The sequence below is a fragment of the Gilvimarinus sp. 1_MG-2023 genome, from assembly GCF_030548285.1.
On sequence record NZ_JAUOSC010000001.1, the window covers coordinates 76,843 to 94,448 of the forward strand.

14 protein-coding genes are annotated in these 17,606 nt (G+C 51.6%); 13 read left to right on the forward strand and 1 reads right to left on the reverse strand.

Translation table 11 applies throughout. The features are described from left to right. Nucleotides 1-404 precede the first annotated feature (404 nt). From Q4563_RS00325 to Q4563_RS00335, 3 genes are read left to right on the forward strand one after another with little or no spacing between them, the layout of a single operon-like run. Nucleotides 405-662, forward strand: a complete 258-nt coding sequence (locus Q4563_RS00325) for a YerC/YecD family TrpR-related protein (RefSeq protein WP_215976788.1) — start codon at nt 405-407, stop codon at nt 660-662. A gap of 35 nt (nt 663-697) precedes the next feature. Continuing rightward, complete coding sequence (locus Q4563_RS00330; RefSeq protein WP_303603231.1) at nt 698-2,077, forward strand: anthranilate synthase component I family protein; 1,380 nt, start codon at nt 698-700, stop codon at nt 2,075-2,077. An 11-nt stretch (nt 2,078-2,088) separates the two neighbouring features. Next, on the forward strand, nt 2,089-2,751 hold the full coding sequence (locus Q4563_RS00335) for an anthranilate synthase component II (RefSeq protein WP_215976790.1): 663 nt from the start codon (nt 2,089-2,091) through the stop codon (nt 2,749-2,751). Nucleotides 2,752-2,829: 78 nt separating this feature from the next. On the opposite strand, the gene Q4563_RS00340 is transcribed toward Q4563_RS00335, so the two are convergent. Continuing rightward, on the reverse strand, nt 2,830-3,900 hold the full coding sequence (locus tag Q4563_RS00340) for a beta-N-acetylglucosaminidase domain-containing protein (RefSeq protein ID WP_303603232.1): 1,071 nt from the start codon (nt 3,898-3,900) through the stop codon (nt 2,830-2,832). A 349-nt stretch (nt 3,901-4,249) separates the two neighbouring features. On the opposite strand from Q4563_RS00340, the gene pgi reads away from it, so the two are divergent. From pgi to alaS, 10 genes are all read left to right on the forward strand, one after another. After that, nucleotides 4,250-5,896 (forward strand): glucose-6-phosphate isomerase, encoded by a 1,647-nt coding sequence (pgi, locus tag Q4563_RS00345; protein WP_303603233.1) that lies wholly within the window; start codon nt 4,250-4,252, stop codon nt 5,894-5,896. Nucleotides 5,897-6,207: 311 nt separating this feature from the next. Further along, the gene (edd, locus tag Q4563_RS00350; RefSeq protein ID WP_215976793.1) at nt 6,208-8,022 is read left to right on the forward strand and encodes a phosphogluconate dehydratase; all 1,815 of its coding nucleotides are present in this window, start codon (nt 6,208-6,210) and stop codon (nt 8,020-8,022) included. A gap of 38 nt (nt 8,023-8,060) precedes the next feature. Further along, a complete protein-coding gene (gene zwf / locus Q4563_RS00355) occupies nt 8,061-9,533 on the forward strand; it encodes a glucose-6-phosphate dehydrogenase (RefSeq protein ID WP_215976794.1) in 1,473 nt (490 codons plus the stop codon). Nucleotides 9,534-9,538: 5 nt separating this feature from the next. Further along, nucleotides 9,539-10,246: a 6-phosphogluconolactonase gene (pgl, locus tag Q4563_RS00360; protein ID WP_303603234.1), complete on the forward strand. Its 708-nt coding sequence runs from the start codon at nt 9,539-9,541 to the stop codon at nt 10,244-10,246. A 33-nt stretch (nt 10,247-10,279) separates the two neighbouring features. After that, entirely contained in the window at nt 10,280-10,912 is a 633-nt protein-coding gene (locus tag Q4563_RS00365) for a bifunctional 4-hydroxy-2-oxoglutarate aldolase/2-dehydro-3-deoxy-phosphogluconate aldolase (RefSeq protein WP_215976796.1), read from the forward strand. A 60-nt stretch (nt 10,913-10,972) separates the two neighbouring features. After that, nucleotides 10,973-11,983 carry a type I glyceraldehyde-3-phosphate dehydrogenase gene (gene gap / locus Q4563_RS00370; protein ID WP_215976797.1) on the forward strand — a complete coding sequence of 337 codons (1,011 nt, stop codon included), beginning with the start codon at nt 10,973-10,975 and terminating at the stop codon, nt 11,981-11,983. Nucleotides 11,984-11,999: 16 nt separating this feature from the next. Then, a complete protein-coding gene (gene pyk / locus Q4563_RS00375) occupies nt 12,000-13,445 on the forward strand; it encodes a pyruvate kinase (RefSeq protein ID WP_215976798.1) in 1,446 nt (481 codons plus the stop codon). Between the two features lie 94 nt (nt 13,446-13,539). Beyond that, a complete protein-coding gene (locus Q4563_RS00380; RefSeq protein ID WP_215976799.1) occupies nt 13,540-14,376 on the forward strand; it encodes a M23 family metallopeptidase in 837 nt (278 codons plus the stop codon). A 203-nt stretch (nt 14,377-14,579) separates the two neighbouring features. Continuing rightward, nucleotides 14,580-14,777, forward strand: coding sequence for a Trm112 family protein (locus tag Q4563_RS00385; protein WP_215976800.1), 198 nt, complete (start codon nt 14,580-14,582; stop codon nt 14,775-14,777). Nucleotides 14,778-14,806: 29 nt separating this feature from the next. Continuing rightward, nucleotides 14,807-17,410, forward strand: coding sequence for an alanine--tRNA ligase (alaS, locus tag Q4563_RS00390; RefSeq protein WP_303603235.1), 2,604 nt, complete (start codon nt 14,807-14,809; stop codon nt 17,408-17,410). Nucleotides 17,411-17,606: the final 196 nt, after the last annotated feature.

Consider the following 17,606-nt stretch of genomic DNA (forward strand, 5'->3'; position numbering starts at 1 on the left):
TTTACCATTTGTTAATAAGTGAATAGCGATACTTATGCCAACAATCAAATATTCATATAAAACAATCACATATGGAGTTTTTGGTGTCGGTGTGTGCTGCTAAACCGGCCTTAGGTGGAGAAACTTACAAGCGGTAAGTGTAAGGATTGCAAAATGATTGAATAGTAATGGGGTAGGCAGAGAGTCGCTTGATTATACGGTTTGGGCGGGCCGTTTTATTGCTTTTATTCTGATCGATTAAGACAGTGGGGTGTTAAAACGCTCGGCTGCATGAGGTCCTGTTGAGCTAGGTCGCTATTTTGCCATGGAATATGCCGGGCCGCACGGTTCCAGTCGGTAATTGGCGTATAGATTTGATTAATACCGGTTGTTGTTTAGCATCAATGATGGTAGTGTACTAGTACATGAATACGGAAGAGCAACACCTTCAAGAGCTGGTTCAGTATCTGCTGCAATTTGACACTCCCGAAAGTATGCGTCGCGTGCTTGAAGGTTTGTTAACGCCGGCGGAGCTGCACGCTATTTCTCAGCGTTTGCAGATCACACGGTTGTTAAAAGCCGGTGTGTCTCAACGAGAAGTGGCCCGGCAGCTGGGGGTAGGCATTGCCACGGTAACCCGAGGTTCACGCGCTCTTCAGGCTGGCAAGCTGGATGATATGTAAGCCGCTGCCCAAACCTAGCTGTTATAGGCCCGATTATGAATAAGCCAGACCCTATTAGCATTCCTCGCAAGCCGAGTTATGTCACACTTACGACCGATTGTGATTTTTTTGGAGTCTTCAAAAAAATCGAGAAACGCTATGACCATTGTTTTTTCCTCGAATCACTGGGTGAAGAAAGCCATATATCTCGCTACTCTCTGATCGGCTTCGATCCGGAAAAAATTCTCTCGGCCCAAGGTAAAACCTTGACCATTACTGAGCGCGATGGCAGTGCTGAGCAATATCCCAGTGAAAACCCCTACTATTTGCTGCGCGATATTGTGCCACAAAATATTATTTCTCGCGGATACGCCGGCGGCTTAACCGGCTATATTGGCTACGACTGCATGAACTACTTTGAGCCGAGTATGAACTTGCAAGCCAGTGATTACTTCGATGCCTTTAAGTTTGGTTTGTACAAAGACGGGCTGATTCTGGACAAAATGACCAATGAGGTTTTCTACTTCTTTTACGATGAAAGCCGCGAAGCTTTGGTGCATGACCTGTTGAATGAAACGTATCAAGGCGATGGCGATTTGTGCATAACCCCGCAAGGCGACACCATGGATCGCGCCGCCCATGAACAGGCGGTAGAAAAGGTTAAGAAAGACATTGTTGAGGGAAAAATCTTCCAGTGCGAAGTGGGGTTTAAAACTCAATTTAAAATTGAGGGTGATACCATTCGTGTGTATGAATCTATGCGCGAGGTGAACCCTTCACCGCAAATGTACTACCTTAAATTTGGCGATGAAAAAGTCATTGGCGCTAGCCCCGAGCTCTTATTCCGCCTGCGGCAGGGCGAAATGGAAACCTATCCTTTGGCCGGTACGACGAAACGTGGCGCCACAGAAGCCGAGGATAAAGCCCTGGCACGCACCCTGTTAAATGATCCGAAAGAAATTGCCGAACACAATATGATCGTGGACTTACACCGCAATGATATTGGCCGCGTAGCGCAATTTGGTACGGTGAAGGTACGCAGTTTGATGGATATTAAGCGCTTTAGTCATGTGCAGCATATTTCCAGTGAGATTGTCGGGATTATGTCGGATTCTGAAGATATGTTTTCCGCTCTGGCGAGTAACTTCCCGGCGGGTACATTAACCGGCGCCCCTAAAATTGAAGCCATGAAAATTATTGATGAGCTGGAGGCCGATGGCCGTGGCCCATACGGTGGCGCAGTAGGGCACTTCTCTTTTAATGGCGACTGCACCTTTGCCATTCCTATCCGAACGGTGTTTGTTAACGGCGAACACGGTTATGTGCAAACTTGCGGTGGCAATGTGTACGATTCTAATGCCGCTGATGAATACCAAGAAATTCAACGTAAATTCGCCGGCACTAAAAAAGTGTTGGATCGATTTAAGCCGGCCTAAGGAGTCTGACCGTGAAAATTTTAATTATCGACAACTACGACTCCTTCACCTACAACTTGTATCAATATATAGGTGAAATTCTAACCGCAGAAAAGGCCAAGGGCGCTGTGGGCGATTTTTCTATTGTAGTGGAGCGCAATAATGACATCAGTTTAAACGATGTTATTGCTATGGCGCCGGATCGTATTATTATCTCGCCAGGCCCGGGGTCGCCCGATGACAAAGCCTATTTTGGTATTTGCGCCGAGGTTATTGCCGAAGCCGGAAAAACCATCCCGCTACTGGGTGTGTGTTTGGGCATGCAAGGTATTACTCATGTTTTTGGTGGTAAGGTGGTTAAAGCCGGCTTGCCTGTGCACGGCAAAACCAGCCCAATTTATCACAACGCGCAAGGTGTCTTTGCCCGTGTGCCGCAATCGCTTGAGATCATGCGCTACCACTCGCTGGTAGCTGACCCATTAAGCTTGCCCGAGTGCTTGGAGTTGACCGCAGTAGTAGCTGAGGTGGGTATTAAAAGCTTTAGCGATGCCGCTGCCAGTGGTGCGCCTATGGAAATTATGGGTGTGCGCCATAAAGACTACCCGATTGAGGGCATACAGTTTCACCCCGAATCTTTTGCCACCGAGGGCGGTAAAGATTTACTGAGAAATTTTTTGTTTGAGCAGGAGCGCTAAATACTTAAGGGTGTGTGGGCGTCAAATTTTTAAAAGTGTCGAATACGATCTTTTGCTGAGAGGATGTATTCGAATATGCTACTCGGTTAGGCAACTGGGGTCGAAGGTGTAGCCGCCGGCTAGCCAATCACAGATTTCTGCTGCTATGGGGTCGATGATGCCGAGTGGTGTGTAGCGCTCAATCAGTATTTGTTTGTCGTGATCGCTTAATGCGTTTAATCCGCCCTGCTCAAAAGTGGGTAAATCTTGCTTAAGGTAGTGCGCGGTTTGTTCGCTGTACAGGTTTTGTAGAATTGTTTGGCACTGCGGTGCTTGCTGACTTGTTAACACTTGACTTAAGCCGGCCAGGGCAGGCCACGATGCATAGAATTGATTCATCGGGTTAGCCGCAATGCCTGCTATATAGGGTTTGGCGGTGCTCCGGTCGCTCTTGGTGGGCGATAAATACAAGTGCTGTGAGCGTACGGCGCCGTCATTGACCGGATAGTTGTCCCACAAAAAGGGCTTGCGCCCCAGGCGCTCGTTCACCTCAAGCAAATGCTCGGTTGGGTAGTGATCACTGCACACCGAAGGCCCCGTCCAGAAAACATCAATAGCCCGATCAAGGGTTTGTCCCAGGGTTTCTAAATAGTGCTCTGGTGCAGGGCCGAATACTTTTTCCAGCACCGGATCGTTGGAGTAGTATGTAGGGCAAAGAATGACTCGTTTGGCGTTGCTTAGGTTGGCGGCGCGCTCGGCGAGCTCGCTCTGGCGCTGGGCGAGCTGGGGGATGTCGCCACGCATATCGTCAAATAATAGGGCGAGGTAATCCAGCTCAAGAGTGTTCAAGTGTTTAATTTTAGCGTCGAGCGCGGCGGTATCGGTAATGCCCTGATCGGTACATAAGTCCAGCGGGCTTAGGCCTACGCCAAAATCAATCTGACAGTCTCGGTAGGTCTCGCGGGTGGCGGCCAACTCGCGCCATTGCTCGGCGGGGTGTGATGCGCGCCAGTGTCGCCGCAAAAAGGGGTCAGATTTGGGCGCGTAAAGATAGAAGTCGAGCTGATGCTCGCTCAGAAAAGAGGCCAATTGACGCCGCTGCGGCCACTGCCACGAGCGACCAAAAAAACCTTCAATGACGCCGGCCGGAATTGGGTTGCTGGTATTCATAAGCCCTATCTTATAGCAGTTGCCGAGATTGCGTTAGTGTTGCCGCCACCGCTGGCAATTATTGCGATATTTACTCAGTTTTTGCCGTAAATTCAACAACCTGCGCTACGGATATGACGTTAGTGTGACGGGATAGTTCAGAATAGTCAGATTGACATCAAGGGGTGGTATCACTATCATAGCGGCCTTTTCGCACCGCACTGTTAATGATTTGGCCCAATAGGGCTAAAACCCTGTTTAACCAAGGTAAATCAAAACGTCTGACGCACTGTTGTGGCGCGTTTTATTGGTTAAGGCAGTGTTTGGTGTTGTCGTACAACCGAAATGTAACTGAGGATGTGGAGTAAACATGCCCAGCCGTACTGAACTGACTGCCTGGCAGGCCCTTCAGGCTCATGCCAATGAGATAAGTACACGTCACATGAGTGACCTGTTTGATGAAGACGATCTGCGATTTGCAAAATTCTCCCTCCAGTCCCCTAATATTCTGCTCGATTACTCCAAAAACCTGATCACCGAAGAAACCCGCACCAAGCTACTTGACCTGGCAAAGGTCTGCGAGGTGGAGTCTTTCCGCGATAAAATGTTTGCCGGTGAGAAAATCAATCGCACCGAAGATCGCGCTGTATTGCACGTTGCACTGCGTGATCCGTCGGATGAGCCGCTCGAAATAGACGGGGACGATGTGCGCTCGCAAGTAAAACATGAGTTGGCGCGTATGAAAGCGCTGGTGGCTCAAGTGCGCGGTGGCGATTGGCGCGGTTACACAGGTAAAGAGATCACTGATATCGTCAGTGTCGGTATCGGTGGCTCCAACCTAGGCCCATTAATGGTGACCGAGGCCTTGGCGGCCTATCAAGATGGTACTCTCAATGTACACTATGTATCTAATGTGGATGGTTTTCAGATCGCAGAGACGTTGCGCGATCTAGACCCTGAAACCACTTTGTTTGTGATTGCCTCGAAAACATTCACCACCTTGGAGACCATGACCAACGCCAATTCGGCTGTGGCTTGGTTTTTGGATAAGGCCGAAGACAAAAGCTACATCAACCGTCATTTTATTGCTGTTTCCTCTAATCGCACCAAGGCTATGGAGTTTGGTGTGGCCGAGGAAAACATCTTCGATATGTGGGACTGGGTCGGGGGTCGTTTTTCGTTGTGGTCAGCAATTGGTCTGCCTATCGCGCTTAACCTCGGGTTTGAAATGTTCGAGGAGCTACTAGCGGGCGCTCACGAAATGGATGATCACTTTCGAACCGCACCCTTGGTCAAAAATGCGCCGGTAATGCTGGCTCTAATGGGGGTTTGGAATAACAACTTTTTGGGGCGACACGCCCACGCCTTACTGCCTTACGATCAGTGCCTGCACCGCTTAGCGGCTTATATGCAGCAGGCCGAAATGGAAAGTAACGGCAAGAGCGTTAATTGGAGTGGTGAGCGGATTGATTACGCCAGCGTGCCGCTTATTTGGGGTGAGGTAGGTATTAATGGTCAGCACGCCTTCTATCAGTGTTTGCACCAGGGTACGCAAATTGTACCTGCCGACTTTATCGGTTCGGTTGAGCCAACAGTGCCGGTTAAAGGGCATCACGATGCGCTGATGGCTAACTTCTTTGCTCAGTCTGAGGCCATGATGCGCGGTATCAGTGCCGATCAAGTGCGCGCAGAGCTAACGGCTCAGGGCATGGCGCCCGAGCGCATCGAAGAAATCGTCGATCACAAAGTGCACGAGGGTAATCGACCTACCAATACACTAATGCTGCAAAAGGTGGATGCTCGCTCGTTGGGTTCACTGATTGCTTTATATGAGCACAAAATATTTGTGCAGGGCATTATTTGGGAGGTTCACTCCTTCGATCAGTGGGGTGTAGAGCTGGGCAAGGTGTTGGCGAAAGGCATACAAGCTGAATTGGCGCCAGAGGCGTCAGTGGCTGATAAGCATGATTCGTCGACCCGCAATCTGATAGAATACTACAAGAAATCGCAGTCTTAGGACTGTTTTCACCCTATTTGGTGGGGTGATACTGGGGGCGACCCCGCCGCAATACCATCGACGTAAACCGCCGGGGTGTTGGAATGGGCATCTCTAGTCATAGAGATGCCCATAAGTTGCTTTATGACTAGCGTTATACACCTACTAGAGCGCCCAAGGCGCCAGGCCACAACAGAGCTATAAAGCCGAGTGGCCAGCCACGGTATACGTGGTTTTGAGAGAGCTGCACTACACGCCTACGGCGACCAACGGTAAGTGATCCTTGCCTAGGGCCCCGTATTTCTTAGGCATACTGGATCAGTGGTAACCAAATGACCGATAGTAAGATCGCTGCGATAACCGACCGAATTATTGAAAACAGCCGACCGACACGCGAAGCGTATTTGGCAAAAATTGAACAAGGGCGTTCCAATGGGCCCGCTCGCAAGCGTTTATCCTGTGGCAATTTGGCCCATGGATTCGCCGCTTGTGGCACATCCGACAAGCAAGCATTGGCCGAAGGCGATGCCCCAAACTTGGGTATCGTTTCGTCCTATAATGAAATGCTGTCGGCCCATGAGCCCTATGCGAGCTACCCGGAGCAGATTAAACAAGCGGCTCACGCGGCGGGCATGACTGCCCAGTTTGCCGGTGGGGTGCCGGCGATGTGTGACGGCGTCACACAGGGGCGCGAAGGTATGGACTTATCGCTGTTTTCGCGCGATGTGATTGCCATGTCTACCGCCATTGCTCTGTCACACGATATGTTCGATGGCGCAATTTGCTTAGGTATTTGCGACAAGATTGTGCCCGGGCTGACCATTGGCGCACTGTCTTTCGGTCAGTTGCCGGTTATATTTGTGCCCGCAGGTCCAATGACACCGGGTTTGCCTAATGCCGAAAAGGTACGGGTACGCCAGCTGTTTGCTGAAGGCAAAGCGGGCCGAAAAGAATTATTAGAGGCCGAAAGTGCCTCTTATCACAGTGCCGGAACCTGTACGTTTTACGGCACTGCGAACTCGAACCAAATGCTGATGGAGATCATGGGGCTGCACTTGCCGGGAAGTTCATTTGTGAACCCAGGCACGCCCCTGCGAGACGCGCTGACGCACGCCGCTGTGAAGCAGCTGGCTGCAATCACCACCCGTGGCAATTACACGCCAATGGCTGAAGTGGTGGATGAAAAGTCAGTGGTCAATGGCATGGTGGGTTTGTTGGCCACCGGTGGCTCAACCAATCACGCCATCCACTTAATGGCCATGGCGCGGGCCGCAGGCGTGATCATCGACTGGCAAGATTTGTCAGATTTGTCGGATGCGGTCCCTTTGATGTGCCGTATCTATCCGAATGGGCTAGCGGACATCAACCGCTTTCAGGCCGTGGGCGGTATGGGTTATTTAATGCGCGATTTGCGTGCCGAAGGTATTTTGCACGACGATGTAAAAACCGTGATGGGTGAGGGCGGTTTAGAGCCTTACACCAAAGAGCCGTTCCTGGAAGAGGGCGAGCTGGTATGGCGCGATGCGCCACAAGAGAGTTTGGATGACGGCGTACTGCGCCCGGCCAAACGTGCGTTTAGTACAACAGGCGGCATGAAGTTGCTTACCGGCAACTTGGGGCGCTGTGTGATTAAAGTCTCGGCAGTAAAACCCGAGCACCGTGTTGTAAAGGCGCCGGCGGTGGTTTTTCAAACCCAAAACGCACTGCAAGAAGCGTTTAAAGCCGACAAGCTGAATAAAGATTTTGTGGCAGTGGTACGCTTTCAGGGCCCTAAGGCCTGCGGCATGCCAGAGCTGCACAAACTGACGCCGCCATTGGGTGTGCTGCAAGATCGTGGATTCAAAGTGGCGCTGGTCACAGACGGACGTATGTCTGGCGCGTCGGGCAAAATCCCGGCGGCGATTCACTTAACGCCCGAGGCACTGGATAAAGGCCCCATAGGCTTGGTACGCGATGGCGATATCGTCGAGGTGGATGCCGAAACCGGTGTGCTTAAGTTGCACGTCAGTGATGAAGAATTGAAAGCCCGTGAACACGCCGAGTTTGATTTGACGGCCAGTCACGAGGGTATGGGACGCGAGCTGTTTGCACCGCTGCGTCAAACAGTGGGTTCCGCCGAAGAAGGCGCAACTGTATTTCGCTGGTAAGCCTTACCTAAACCCAATTAGAGCGAGTGGATGTATTAATGCAAAAACCATTTGATTTTGTGATTTTTGGCGGCGCGGGCGACTTGGCTCTGCGCAAATTAATTCCGGCCTGGTATCGTGCTTATCGCGAAGGGCAGATGCCCAAAGGATCGCGGATTTTTGGCACTTCACGCAAGCAGGACCAAGTAGACGGTTATCGTGAAATGGTACGCGAGGCCGCCTTTAAGTTCCTGCGCGCCGATGAAATCGACAACGAAAGCTGGGCCGAGTTTGAGCAGTGCGTGCACGGTGTGTACATCAATATCACAGAATTTGATGATCACTGGAAAAATCTGGCCAAGACTCTCGACCAAGGTGCCGAGGAGCGGGTGTTTTATATGGCTACGCCACCGGCGGTTTTCTCAGCCTGCTGTAAAAACATCCATGACTCAGGCATGATCAGTGAGCACGCTCGCGTGGTGGTTGAAAAGCCACTGGGTTACGATACCGAGTCGGCCGAAGCTATTAATGCTGAAATTGCGCAATATTTCGATGAAAACGCTATTTTCCGTATTGACCATTACTTAGGCAAAGAAACGGTTCAGAACTTGTTGGCCCTGCGCTTTACCAATTGTATTTTTGAGCACCTGTGGGATGCCAAATCAATTGATCATGTGGAAATCAGCATTTCAGAAACAGTGGGCTTGGAAGGGCGCGCCAGCTTTTATGACGACGCCGGTGCACTGCGCGACATGGTGCAAAACCACTTAATGCAGTTGCTCTGTTTAGTGGCCATGGAGCCCCCCAGTAAACTGAATGCCGATAGCATTCGCGCCGAAAAGCTCAAAGTATTGGATGCTCTGCGCCCATTAGTCGGTGATGATGTGGCCACTAACACCGTGCGCGGCCAATATGTGGCAGGCGTGTCTGGTGGTAAAGAGGTGCCGGGATATTTGGATGAACTAGGTAAAGACAGTAATACCGAAACATTCGTGGCCATTCGCGCCCATATCGATAACTGGCGCTGGTCAAACGTGCCGTTCTATTTGCGCACCGGCAAGCGCTTAAAGCAGCGCTGTGCGGAAATTATTATTCAATATAAGACGCCGACGCATCATATCTACCCCGAATCGGCCGGCAATATGGTACCTAATCGTCTTGTCATACAGTTGCAACCTGATGAGCGTATTCAGATGATCGTGACCTCCAATAATCTGGAGAAGCACGAGTCTGCTTTAGTACCCAGTGTCTTGAATCTGAATTTAACCGATCATTACGAAAAATTTTACTCCGACGCTTACAAGCGTTTAATGCTCGATGCAGCGGCCAATAATCCAGCGTTGTTTATTCACCGCAATGAGGTGGAAGCGGCTTGGAAATGGATCGATCCAATCATTGAAGCTTGGCAGCGACCAGAAAACAAACCCAAACCCTACCCGGCAGGTAGCTGGGGCCCTCAGGCCTCGGAAGACCTGCTCAGCGAGGGTGGTTGCGGCTGGTTTAACGTCGGCGAGAATATTCGAGGGAATTAATAGCCATGGCAGTAGAAGAACGTTTTTTTGACTCTCGCGAGCAAATGGTAGATGCGGTGTTTGAGCACACCATCAGTGCATTGCGAGAGGCGACATCGCAGCGCGATGCGGCGAGCTTCCTGGTGTCTGGAGGCAGTTCACCGGCGCCTATCTATAAGCGCTTATCTGAGGCGGACTTAGCTTGGCAGAAAATCCAAGTTGCTCTGGTCGATGAGCGCTGGGTTGATATTGACCACGAGAAAAGCAATGCAGCGTTTATTCAACAAACACTGCTGCAAAACAATGCCAGCGAAGTAGAGCTGGTAGGTATGAAAAACTCGGCCGTGAGCGCGGCCGATGGCGTGGCAAAATGTGAGGCGGCTTATCAAAAGCTGGCTGCACCGTTTGATGTGACCATATTAGGTATGGGCCCCGATGGTCATACCGCATCGCTGTTTCCACATGCCAAAGGTTTGGCTGAGTCGTTGGAAACCAAAAATTTGTGCAGTGCTATCACCGCGATTAAAAGTGAAGTGACTGGTGATTGCACAGAGCGAATGACATTGTCATTAAATGGCATTGTCAATTCGCGTCATTTGCTATTGTTGATTTCTGGTGAAGAGAAGCTTGCCACTTATCGCGAAGCTCTAGCCGGTGACAATATATCGGAAATGCCCGTGCGTGCTGTACTACAACAAGACCAAATACCTGTAACTGTTTACTGGGCTCCATAAGAGCCAACTTAACGAGACTGTGAGGACCTACAAGTGAGCCTGACCATTGATGAAATTTTGAAATTGGCGCCGGTTGTACCGGTAATTGTGATTGAAGACCTTGAAGATGCCGTACCCCTGGCACAAGCGCTGTATGACGGCGGTCTGAAAGTGTTGGAAATCACGCTGCGTACTCCAGTTGCCTTGGATGCTATTAAAGCAATGGTAAAAGCGCTGCCAGAAGACGCCGTGATTGGCTCAGGCACCGTTGTAACACCAGAAGATTTACAGGCTTCTATCGATGCCGGTTGTAAATTTATGGTAAGCCCAGGCACCACGCCTGCTTTGATTGAAGCGGCCAAAAAGAGTCCGATTCCATTGTTGCCAGGCATTGCCTCACCGTCAGAGGCGATGAACCTCTACACTCAGGGCTTTAAGCACTTGAAATTCTTCCCGGCCGAAGCCGCCGGCGGTGTCCCTATGGTGAAATCCATCGGTGGGCCATTACCGCAAATCACTTTCTGCCCAACAGGCGGCATTAATTTAGAAAAAGCGCCGACTTACCTAGCACTGCCTAACGTCGCTTGTGTAGGCGGTACTTGGACGACACCAAAGAATCTCATCACCGAAAAGAAATGGGACGACATTGAAGCACTTGCTCGCGAGGCCGCTAGCCTAGAGCGTTAATTGAACAGAGATTAGCTTTTATCCTGCCCGCTGGGGCAGAGACATAGACAGGAGAGAGAAATGACAATTAAAGTAGCTATTAATGGTTACGGACGTATTGGGCGCAATGTTTTGCGTGCTCTGTACGAATCAGGTTATCGCGACCGTATTCAGGTGGTTGCCGTAAACGATCTGGGTGATACTGACCTGAACGCACATTTAACCAAGTACGATTCTGTACACGGCCGCTTCCCTGGTGAAGTTTCAGTTAATGGCGATAAAATGATTGTCAATGGCGATGAGATTCAAATCACCGCCGAGCGCAATCCAGCTGACCTGCCTTGGGGCAAGTTAGATGTAGATGTTGTGTACGAGTGTACCGGTATATTTACCAGTCGCGAAAAAGCTAAGCTGCACTTAGATGCCGGCGCTAAAAAAGTGATTATCTCGGCACCTGGTACCGATGTAGATGCCACCGTTGTTTATGGTGTTAACCACAACATCTTGAAAGCGACTGACGAAATTATTTCTAACGCGTCTTGTACCACTAACTGCTTGGCACCTGTTGCAAAAGTGCTGAACGATAAGTTCGGTATCGAACAGGGCTCAATGACCACCATTCACGCCTACACCAACGATCAAAACCTGAGCGATGTATTCCACAAAGACATCTACCGTGCCCGCAGTGCCACTCAGTCAATGATTCCTACCTCTACCGGCGCCGCGCGCGCAGTTGGTTTGGTGTTGCCAGAGCTGCAAGGCAAGCTGGATGGTATGTCTGTACGTGTACCGACCATTAACGTCTCTTTGGTTGACTTGAATGTACAAGTGAAAACCGACGTTACCGCCGAACAAGTTAACGCTGCCATGAAAGAAGCGGCCGACAACGAAATGCCTGGCGTTTTGATTTACAACGATGAGCCGCTGGTTTCTATCGACTTTAATCATCATCCAGGATCGTCCAACTTTGACTCTAAGCAAACCAAAGTCATGGGCACTCGCTGGGTTAAAATTATGTCTTGGTATGACAACGAATGGGGCTTCTCCAATCGCATGCTGGACAACACCATCGCGCTGATGAACGCCAAGTAATTAAAGAGAGAGAGCTATGTTTCGTCGTACCAAAATCGTCAGCACACTTGGCCCGGCTTCTGAGTCCGAAGAAGTCCTAGAGAAGCTTATTCTTGCCGGCGTTAACGTCGTGCGCTTGAATTTTTCTCACGGTTCACCAGAAGATCACAAAGGTCGTGCCGAGGCGGTTCGTCGTCTGGCCGCCAAACACAACCGCTATGTGGCTGTGTTGGGTGATCTACAGGGCCCCAAAATTCGTATTTCCCGCTTCGCCGATGGCCCAATCACCTTAGCCGTTGGTGACAAATTTATCCTCGACGCCTCACTTGAGCGCGATGCGGGTAACCAAGAGCGCGTGGGAATCGATTACAAAGAGCTTCCCGGTGACTGTCAGCCAGGCGACAAACTGTTGCTGGATGATGGCCGTGTTGTGCTCGACATCGATAAAATCGAAGGTCAAGAAGTATTCTGCACCACCAGTGTTGCCGGCCCTCTGTCGAACAACAAAGGCATCAACCGTCAAGGCGGTGGTTTATCGGCTCCGGCCCTGACCGAAAAAGATTTGGCTGATATCAAAACCGCGGCTGAAATCGATGTGGATTATCTGGCGGTTTCTTTCCCACGCAGTGCCGATGATATGAACCAAGCTCGCAAACTGCTGACTGAAGCCGGTGGTAAAGCAGGTTTGGTATCTAAAATCGAACGCGCTGAAGCGGTGGCTGATGACGAGACTCTGATCTCTATCATCGAAGCCAGTGATGCGGTAATGGTTGCCCGTGGCGACTTGGGTGTGGAAATTGGTGACGAAGAGCTGATCGGTGTGCAAAAGCGCATTATCAACTTCTCGCGCGCGCAAAACCGCACCGTGATTACTGCGACGCAAATGATGGAGTCGATGATCAACTCCCCTCTGCCCACTCGCGCCGAGGTGTTTGACGTTGCGAACGCCGTACTGGATGGTACCGATGCGGTTATGCTGTCGGCTGAAACCGCTGCCGGTAATTTCCCGGTTGAAACGGTAGAGGCTATGGCCCGCGTTATTGTCGGTGCGGAAAAGCACCCGCAAACCAACTATTACAACTACCGCGTCGATCAGGATTTCGGTTCAGTTGATCAGGCGATTGCTTTGGCAACCGTGTATACCGCCAACCACTTAGGTGGTGTTAAAGCGATTATCGCCCTGACCGAATCTGGCGCGACACCGCGCTTGATGTCTCGCGTGGGTTCGGCGCTGCCGATTTTTGCTTTCTCGCGTCATATCGATACCCAGCGTCGCGTTGCTTTGTATCGCGGTGTACAGCCCATACCGTTCGACACTCAAGACATCCCGTGCAAAGAAGATTACAACCGCGCGATCGATGTGTTGAAACAAGACGGTATTTTGGTCGATGGTGACCTGGTGATGTTGACCGCTGGTGACAGCGCGCAACTTGGTGGCACGAACACCATGAAAGTCTTGCGTGTGGGTGATAAGATCGCCTAAAGCCGCTCGATTTTGCAGCAAAAAAAACGGCAGCTTCGGCTGCCGTTTTTTTTGTCTGGTGAACAATAAACTCCGCTGTTTAAGGACTCTACCTATGTATCCACTGCGAATAATACTGGCCGCCTTTGGGTTAATCTGGGCCGGTTGCACCACCGCCGCCGATGCTCCGCCGCTATCCATAAAAGGCGAGTGGATTCAGGGCGGTATTCTGCGCGGGCAGGTGGCCCCCGGTCACGAGGTGCGGGTCAATGATGAGGTGATCGATGTAGGGCCAGATGGCGAGTTTGTATTCGGCCTGGGGCGGGATGAACCCGAAACAGTCACGCTGGCTGTGATTGGGCAAAGCCTGGATTGGCATAAAACCTATGAAGTGGCGCGCAAAACATACAATATACAGCGCGTCGAGGGCGTTCCTCAGCAAACCGTGAACCCCTCTGAGGCGCAGCGCAAACGCACACAAAAAGAGGCCGAAAAGGTATGGCTGGCACGTCAAACACAGCGCTCCAGTTTGGATTATATGCAGACGTTTCAGTGGCCTCTGCTGGGTCCGATCAGTGGCGTCTACGGCTCACAACGGTTTTACAATGGCGAACCCCGGCGCCCACACTACGGGGTGGATATAGCCCGGCCCACGGGCACTAAAGTGGTGGCGCCCGCTGCGGGCTTGGTGACCCTGGCCGAGCCCGATTTGTTTTACTCCGGCGGCACTTTGATTATCGATCACGGCCATCGCCTGTCCTCTACCTTTTTGCATTTGTCCAAGCTGCACGTCGAGGTGGGGCAAGAGGTCGAGCAGGGCGCCTTGCTCGGCGAGGTGGGCGCCAGTGGTCGTGCCACCGGCCCACATTTGGACTGGCGCATGAACTGGCGCGACCGCCGGGTAGACCCAACGACTCTGGTTGGCCCAATGCCCGATTGGCAGGCACAGTAACTCTCAAGCGCTTATTTATTGGCCGAATAATCAGCCGCTGCTAGGGCTACTTTTCCGACCCAGTATTCATAGCGACAGGCAATCGGCCAATTAGTATCAACTTACCCCCAACCCGCAAGACACAAAGGCCTTGGCGGTGTAAACTAACGGGCTTTGGGCCGTACTCGGCCGATCGTTTATCAGGTTATTCACCAGGACACGGCATGATCGATAAAAAATTGCTCAGTATTCTTGTCTGCCCAGTCAGCAAAGGAGAGTTGGAATACCTTCCGCAACAATCCGAACTTGTTTGCTGGGACAGTGGCTTGGCTTACCCCGTGCGCGACGGCATCCCGGTGATGCTCGAGACCGAAGCCCGCTCTGTGACCGACGAAGAAAAACAAGCCCATAAGCACCGCTAATACCGATTGATTAGACCTACGGAAACACTATGAAAAGCGCTGAAATCCGCGACGCCTTTTTGCACTTCTACGAGTCCAAGGGCCACACTATTGTCCCCTCCAGCTCACTGGTGCCAGGTAACGACCCCACACTGCTGTTTACCAACGCTGGTATGAACCAGTTCAAAGATGTTTTTTTGGGGGGCGACAAACGCTCTTACAGTCGTGCCACCAGTTCTCAGCGCTGTGTGCGCGCCGGTGGCAAACACAACGACCTAGAAAACGTTGGCTACACCGCGCGCCATCACACTTTTTTTGAAATGTTGGGTAACTTTAGCTTTGGTGATTACTTTAAGCGCGACGCCATCCGCTTTGCCTGGGAGTTCTTAACCGGTGTGCTGGGCCTGCCCGAAGAGCGTTTGTGGATTACCGTGCATATCTCGGATGACGAAGCGGCGGATATCTGGCAAAAAGAAGTCGGCGTGAGTCCCGAGCGTTTTTCACGGCTGGATGAAGATAACTTCTGGCAAATGGGCGATACCGGCCCCTGCGGCCCCAGCTCAGAAATCTTCTACGATCACGGCGCCGATATTCCCGGAGGCCCACCGGGCAGTGAAAACGACGACCTGGATCGCTATATCGAAATCTGGAACTTGGTGTTTATGCAGTTTGAACGCCAAAGCGACGGCGAACTGAAGCCATTGCCCAATCCCTCCATCGACACCGGCATGGGCCTTGAGCGCATTGCCGCTGTTATGCAGGGCGTGCATAACAACTACGATATCGACCTGTTCCAGCACTTACTAAAAGCCGCCGCTAAGGCTACAGGTTCCAGTGATTTGGAACATAAGTCCCTGCGTGTAATCGCCGATCACATTCGCTCCAGCGCCTTTTTGGTCAGTGACGGTGTGTTGCCTTCCAACGAAGGGCGCGGTTATGTGCTGCGTCGTATTATTCGCCGGGCGATTCGCCACGGCCACAAATTAGGCCAATCCGGTAACTTCTTCCACACCTTAGTTGGCGCACTGGCCGAAGTGATGGGCGAAGCCTATCCCGAGTTAGTCGAGCGCCAAGCACAAATTGCCAAAGTCCTGTTGGCCGAAGAAGAACAGTTTGCCAAAACCCTCGACAAAGGCATGTCGGTACTCGAAGACGCGCTGGCCGCTTTAAAAGGCACTGAAATTCCCGGCGATGTTGTTTTCACCTTATACGATACATACGGTTTTCCGTTAGATCTTACCGCCGATATTGCCCGCGAGCGCTCCTTAACGGTAGATGAGGCCGGGTATAAAACGTCCATGGAAGAGCAGCGCAATCGCGCCCGCGCCGCCGGTGCCTTTAAGGTGGATTACACCCAGCTCACGCTGGATGTGGCCGCTACTGAATTTACCGGTTACACCGAGCTTGCGGGCAAAAGCCAAGTGTTGGCCGTGGTGCGCGAAGGTGCGGTTATTGAACAGGCGGGCGCGGGCGACGAGGTTGCTCTGGTGTTAGATCAAACCCCTTTTTACGCCGAGTCGGGTGGTCAGGCCGGTGACAATGGTTATATCGATGCCGAGGGTTTGCACTTTGAAGTGCACGACTGCGTTAAACAAGGCAACCACTTTTTGCATGTGGGCCGTGTACTAAGCGGCAGCGCTCAGGCTGGTATCAGCGTTAGCGCCACCGTGGACAACCAAGTTCGTCAAGCCACCGCACTTAACCACTCGGCCACTCACCTTTTACATGCCGCTCTGCGCCAAGTACTGGGCGAGCATGTCAGTCAGAAGGGGTCGCTGGTAGATTCTGAACGTTTGCGTTTTGACTTCTCTCACTTCGAGGCGGTTAAGCCCGAAGAGCTGCAAGCCATTGAAACCTTGGTGAATAATCAAATTCTCGCCAACACCGCGGTCACCACCGAGCTGTGTGATATGGAAGCGGCCCAGCAAAAAGGCGCTATGGCGCTGTTTGGCGAAAAATACGGCGAGCAAGTGCGCGTATTGAGCATGGGGCAAGACAGCTTTTCGGTAGAGCTGTGTGGCGGCACCCATGTGGCGCGCACCGGTGACATCGGCCAGATACGTATTGTCAGCGAGTCGGGCATTGCTTCTGGTGTGCGCCGTATAGAAGCCATCACCGGTAAAAACGCGCTGGCAGCATTCGATGCCGCACAACAGCGCTTAGCGCAGGCCGCGGGTTTAATTAAAGCCACCCCCGATAACCTGCTGGAAAAATTAGAGCAGCTAACCGCCGCCAATCGCAAATTGGAAAAAGATGTCAACCAGCTGAAAACCAAACTGGCCACCGCTGGCAGTCGAGACTTAACCGCCGAGGCGGTTGAGATTGCCGGTATTAAAGTGCTGGCGGTTAAGCTCGAAGGCGCCGATGGTAAATCACTGCGCGACAGTGCCGACCAATTGAAAAACAAGTTGGGTTCAGGTGTTGTGCTGCTGGCCGCCGATGATGACGGCAAAGTAGCGCTGGTGGCCGGTGTGACCAAAGATGTCACCGACCGGGTGAAAGCCGGCGACTTAATGCGCATGGTGGCCGAGCAAGTTGGCGGTAAAGGCGGCGGCCGGCCCGATATGGCTCAGGGGGGTGGTACCGATGTTGCGGCCATCGACGGTGCGCTGGCTTCGGTCGTCCCCTGGATAGAAGCTAAGCTCAACGCTTAGTTTCTTGCAGCACGTCTAGGTGTTTTATTGAGCCGATATACCCTGTCTACTCTCGCCCTAGAGCTGATTAGACGGGGTATGGCGGCCAAATCTCCAGACTTATCCAAGTTGTGATCTTATTAATACCGCGGGACGTAAATAATTGTATATGTAGGGCACAAAGCGATTAACTTTTGTCTAAGTATGGTGTTTAATT

Bases quoted from the DNA above. Each gene is read 5' to 3' on its own strand.
- Q4563_RS00340 (WP_303603232.1), bottom strand. From the start codon at position 3,900: ATGAATACCAGCAACCCAATTCCGGCCGGCGTCATTGAAGGTTTTTTT.
- pgi (WP_303603233.1), top strand. From the start codon at position 4,250: ATGCCCAGCCGTACTGAACTGACTGCCTGGCAGGCCCTTCAGGCTCAT.
- Q4563_RS00385 (WP_215976800.1), top strand. From the start codon at position 14,580: ATGATCGATAAAAAATTGCTCAGTATTCTTGTCTGCCCAGTCAGCAAA.
- zwf (WP_215976794.1), top strand. From the start codon at position 8,061: ATGCAAAAACCATTTGATTTTGTGATTTTTGGCGGCGCGGGCGACTTG.
- alaS (WP_303603235.1), top strand. From the start codon at position 14,807: ATGAAAAGCGCTGAAATCCGCGACGCCTTTTTGCACTTCTACGAGTCC.
- Q4563_RS00380 (WP_215976799.1), top strand. From the start codon at position 13,540: ATGTATCCACTGCGAATAATACTGGCCGCCTTTGGGTTAATCTGGGCC.
- edd (WP_215976793.1), top strand. From the start codon at position 6,208: ATGACCGATAGTAAGATCGCTGCGATAACCGACCGAATTATTGAAAAC.
- Q4563_RS00330 (WP_303603231.1), top strand. From the start codon at position 698: ATGAATAAGCCAGACCCTATTAGCATTCCTCGCAAGCCGAGTTATGTC.
- pyk (WP_215976798.1), top strand. From the start codon at position 12,000: ATGTTTCGTCGTACCAAAATCGTCAGCACACTTGGCCCGGCTTCTGAG.
- Q4563_RS00325 (WP_215976788.1), top strand. From the start codon at position 405: ATGAATACGGAAGAGCAACACCTTCAAGAGCTGGTTCAGTATCTGCTG.
- gap (WP_215976797.1), top strand. From the start codon at position 10,973: ATGACAATTAAAGTAGCTATTAATGGTTACGGACGTATTGGGCGCAAT.
- pgl (WP_303603234.1), top strand. From the start codon at position 9,539: ATGGCAGTAGAAGAACGTTTTTTTGACTCTCGCGAGCAAATGGTAGAT.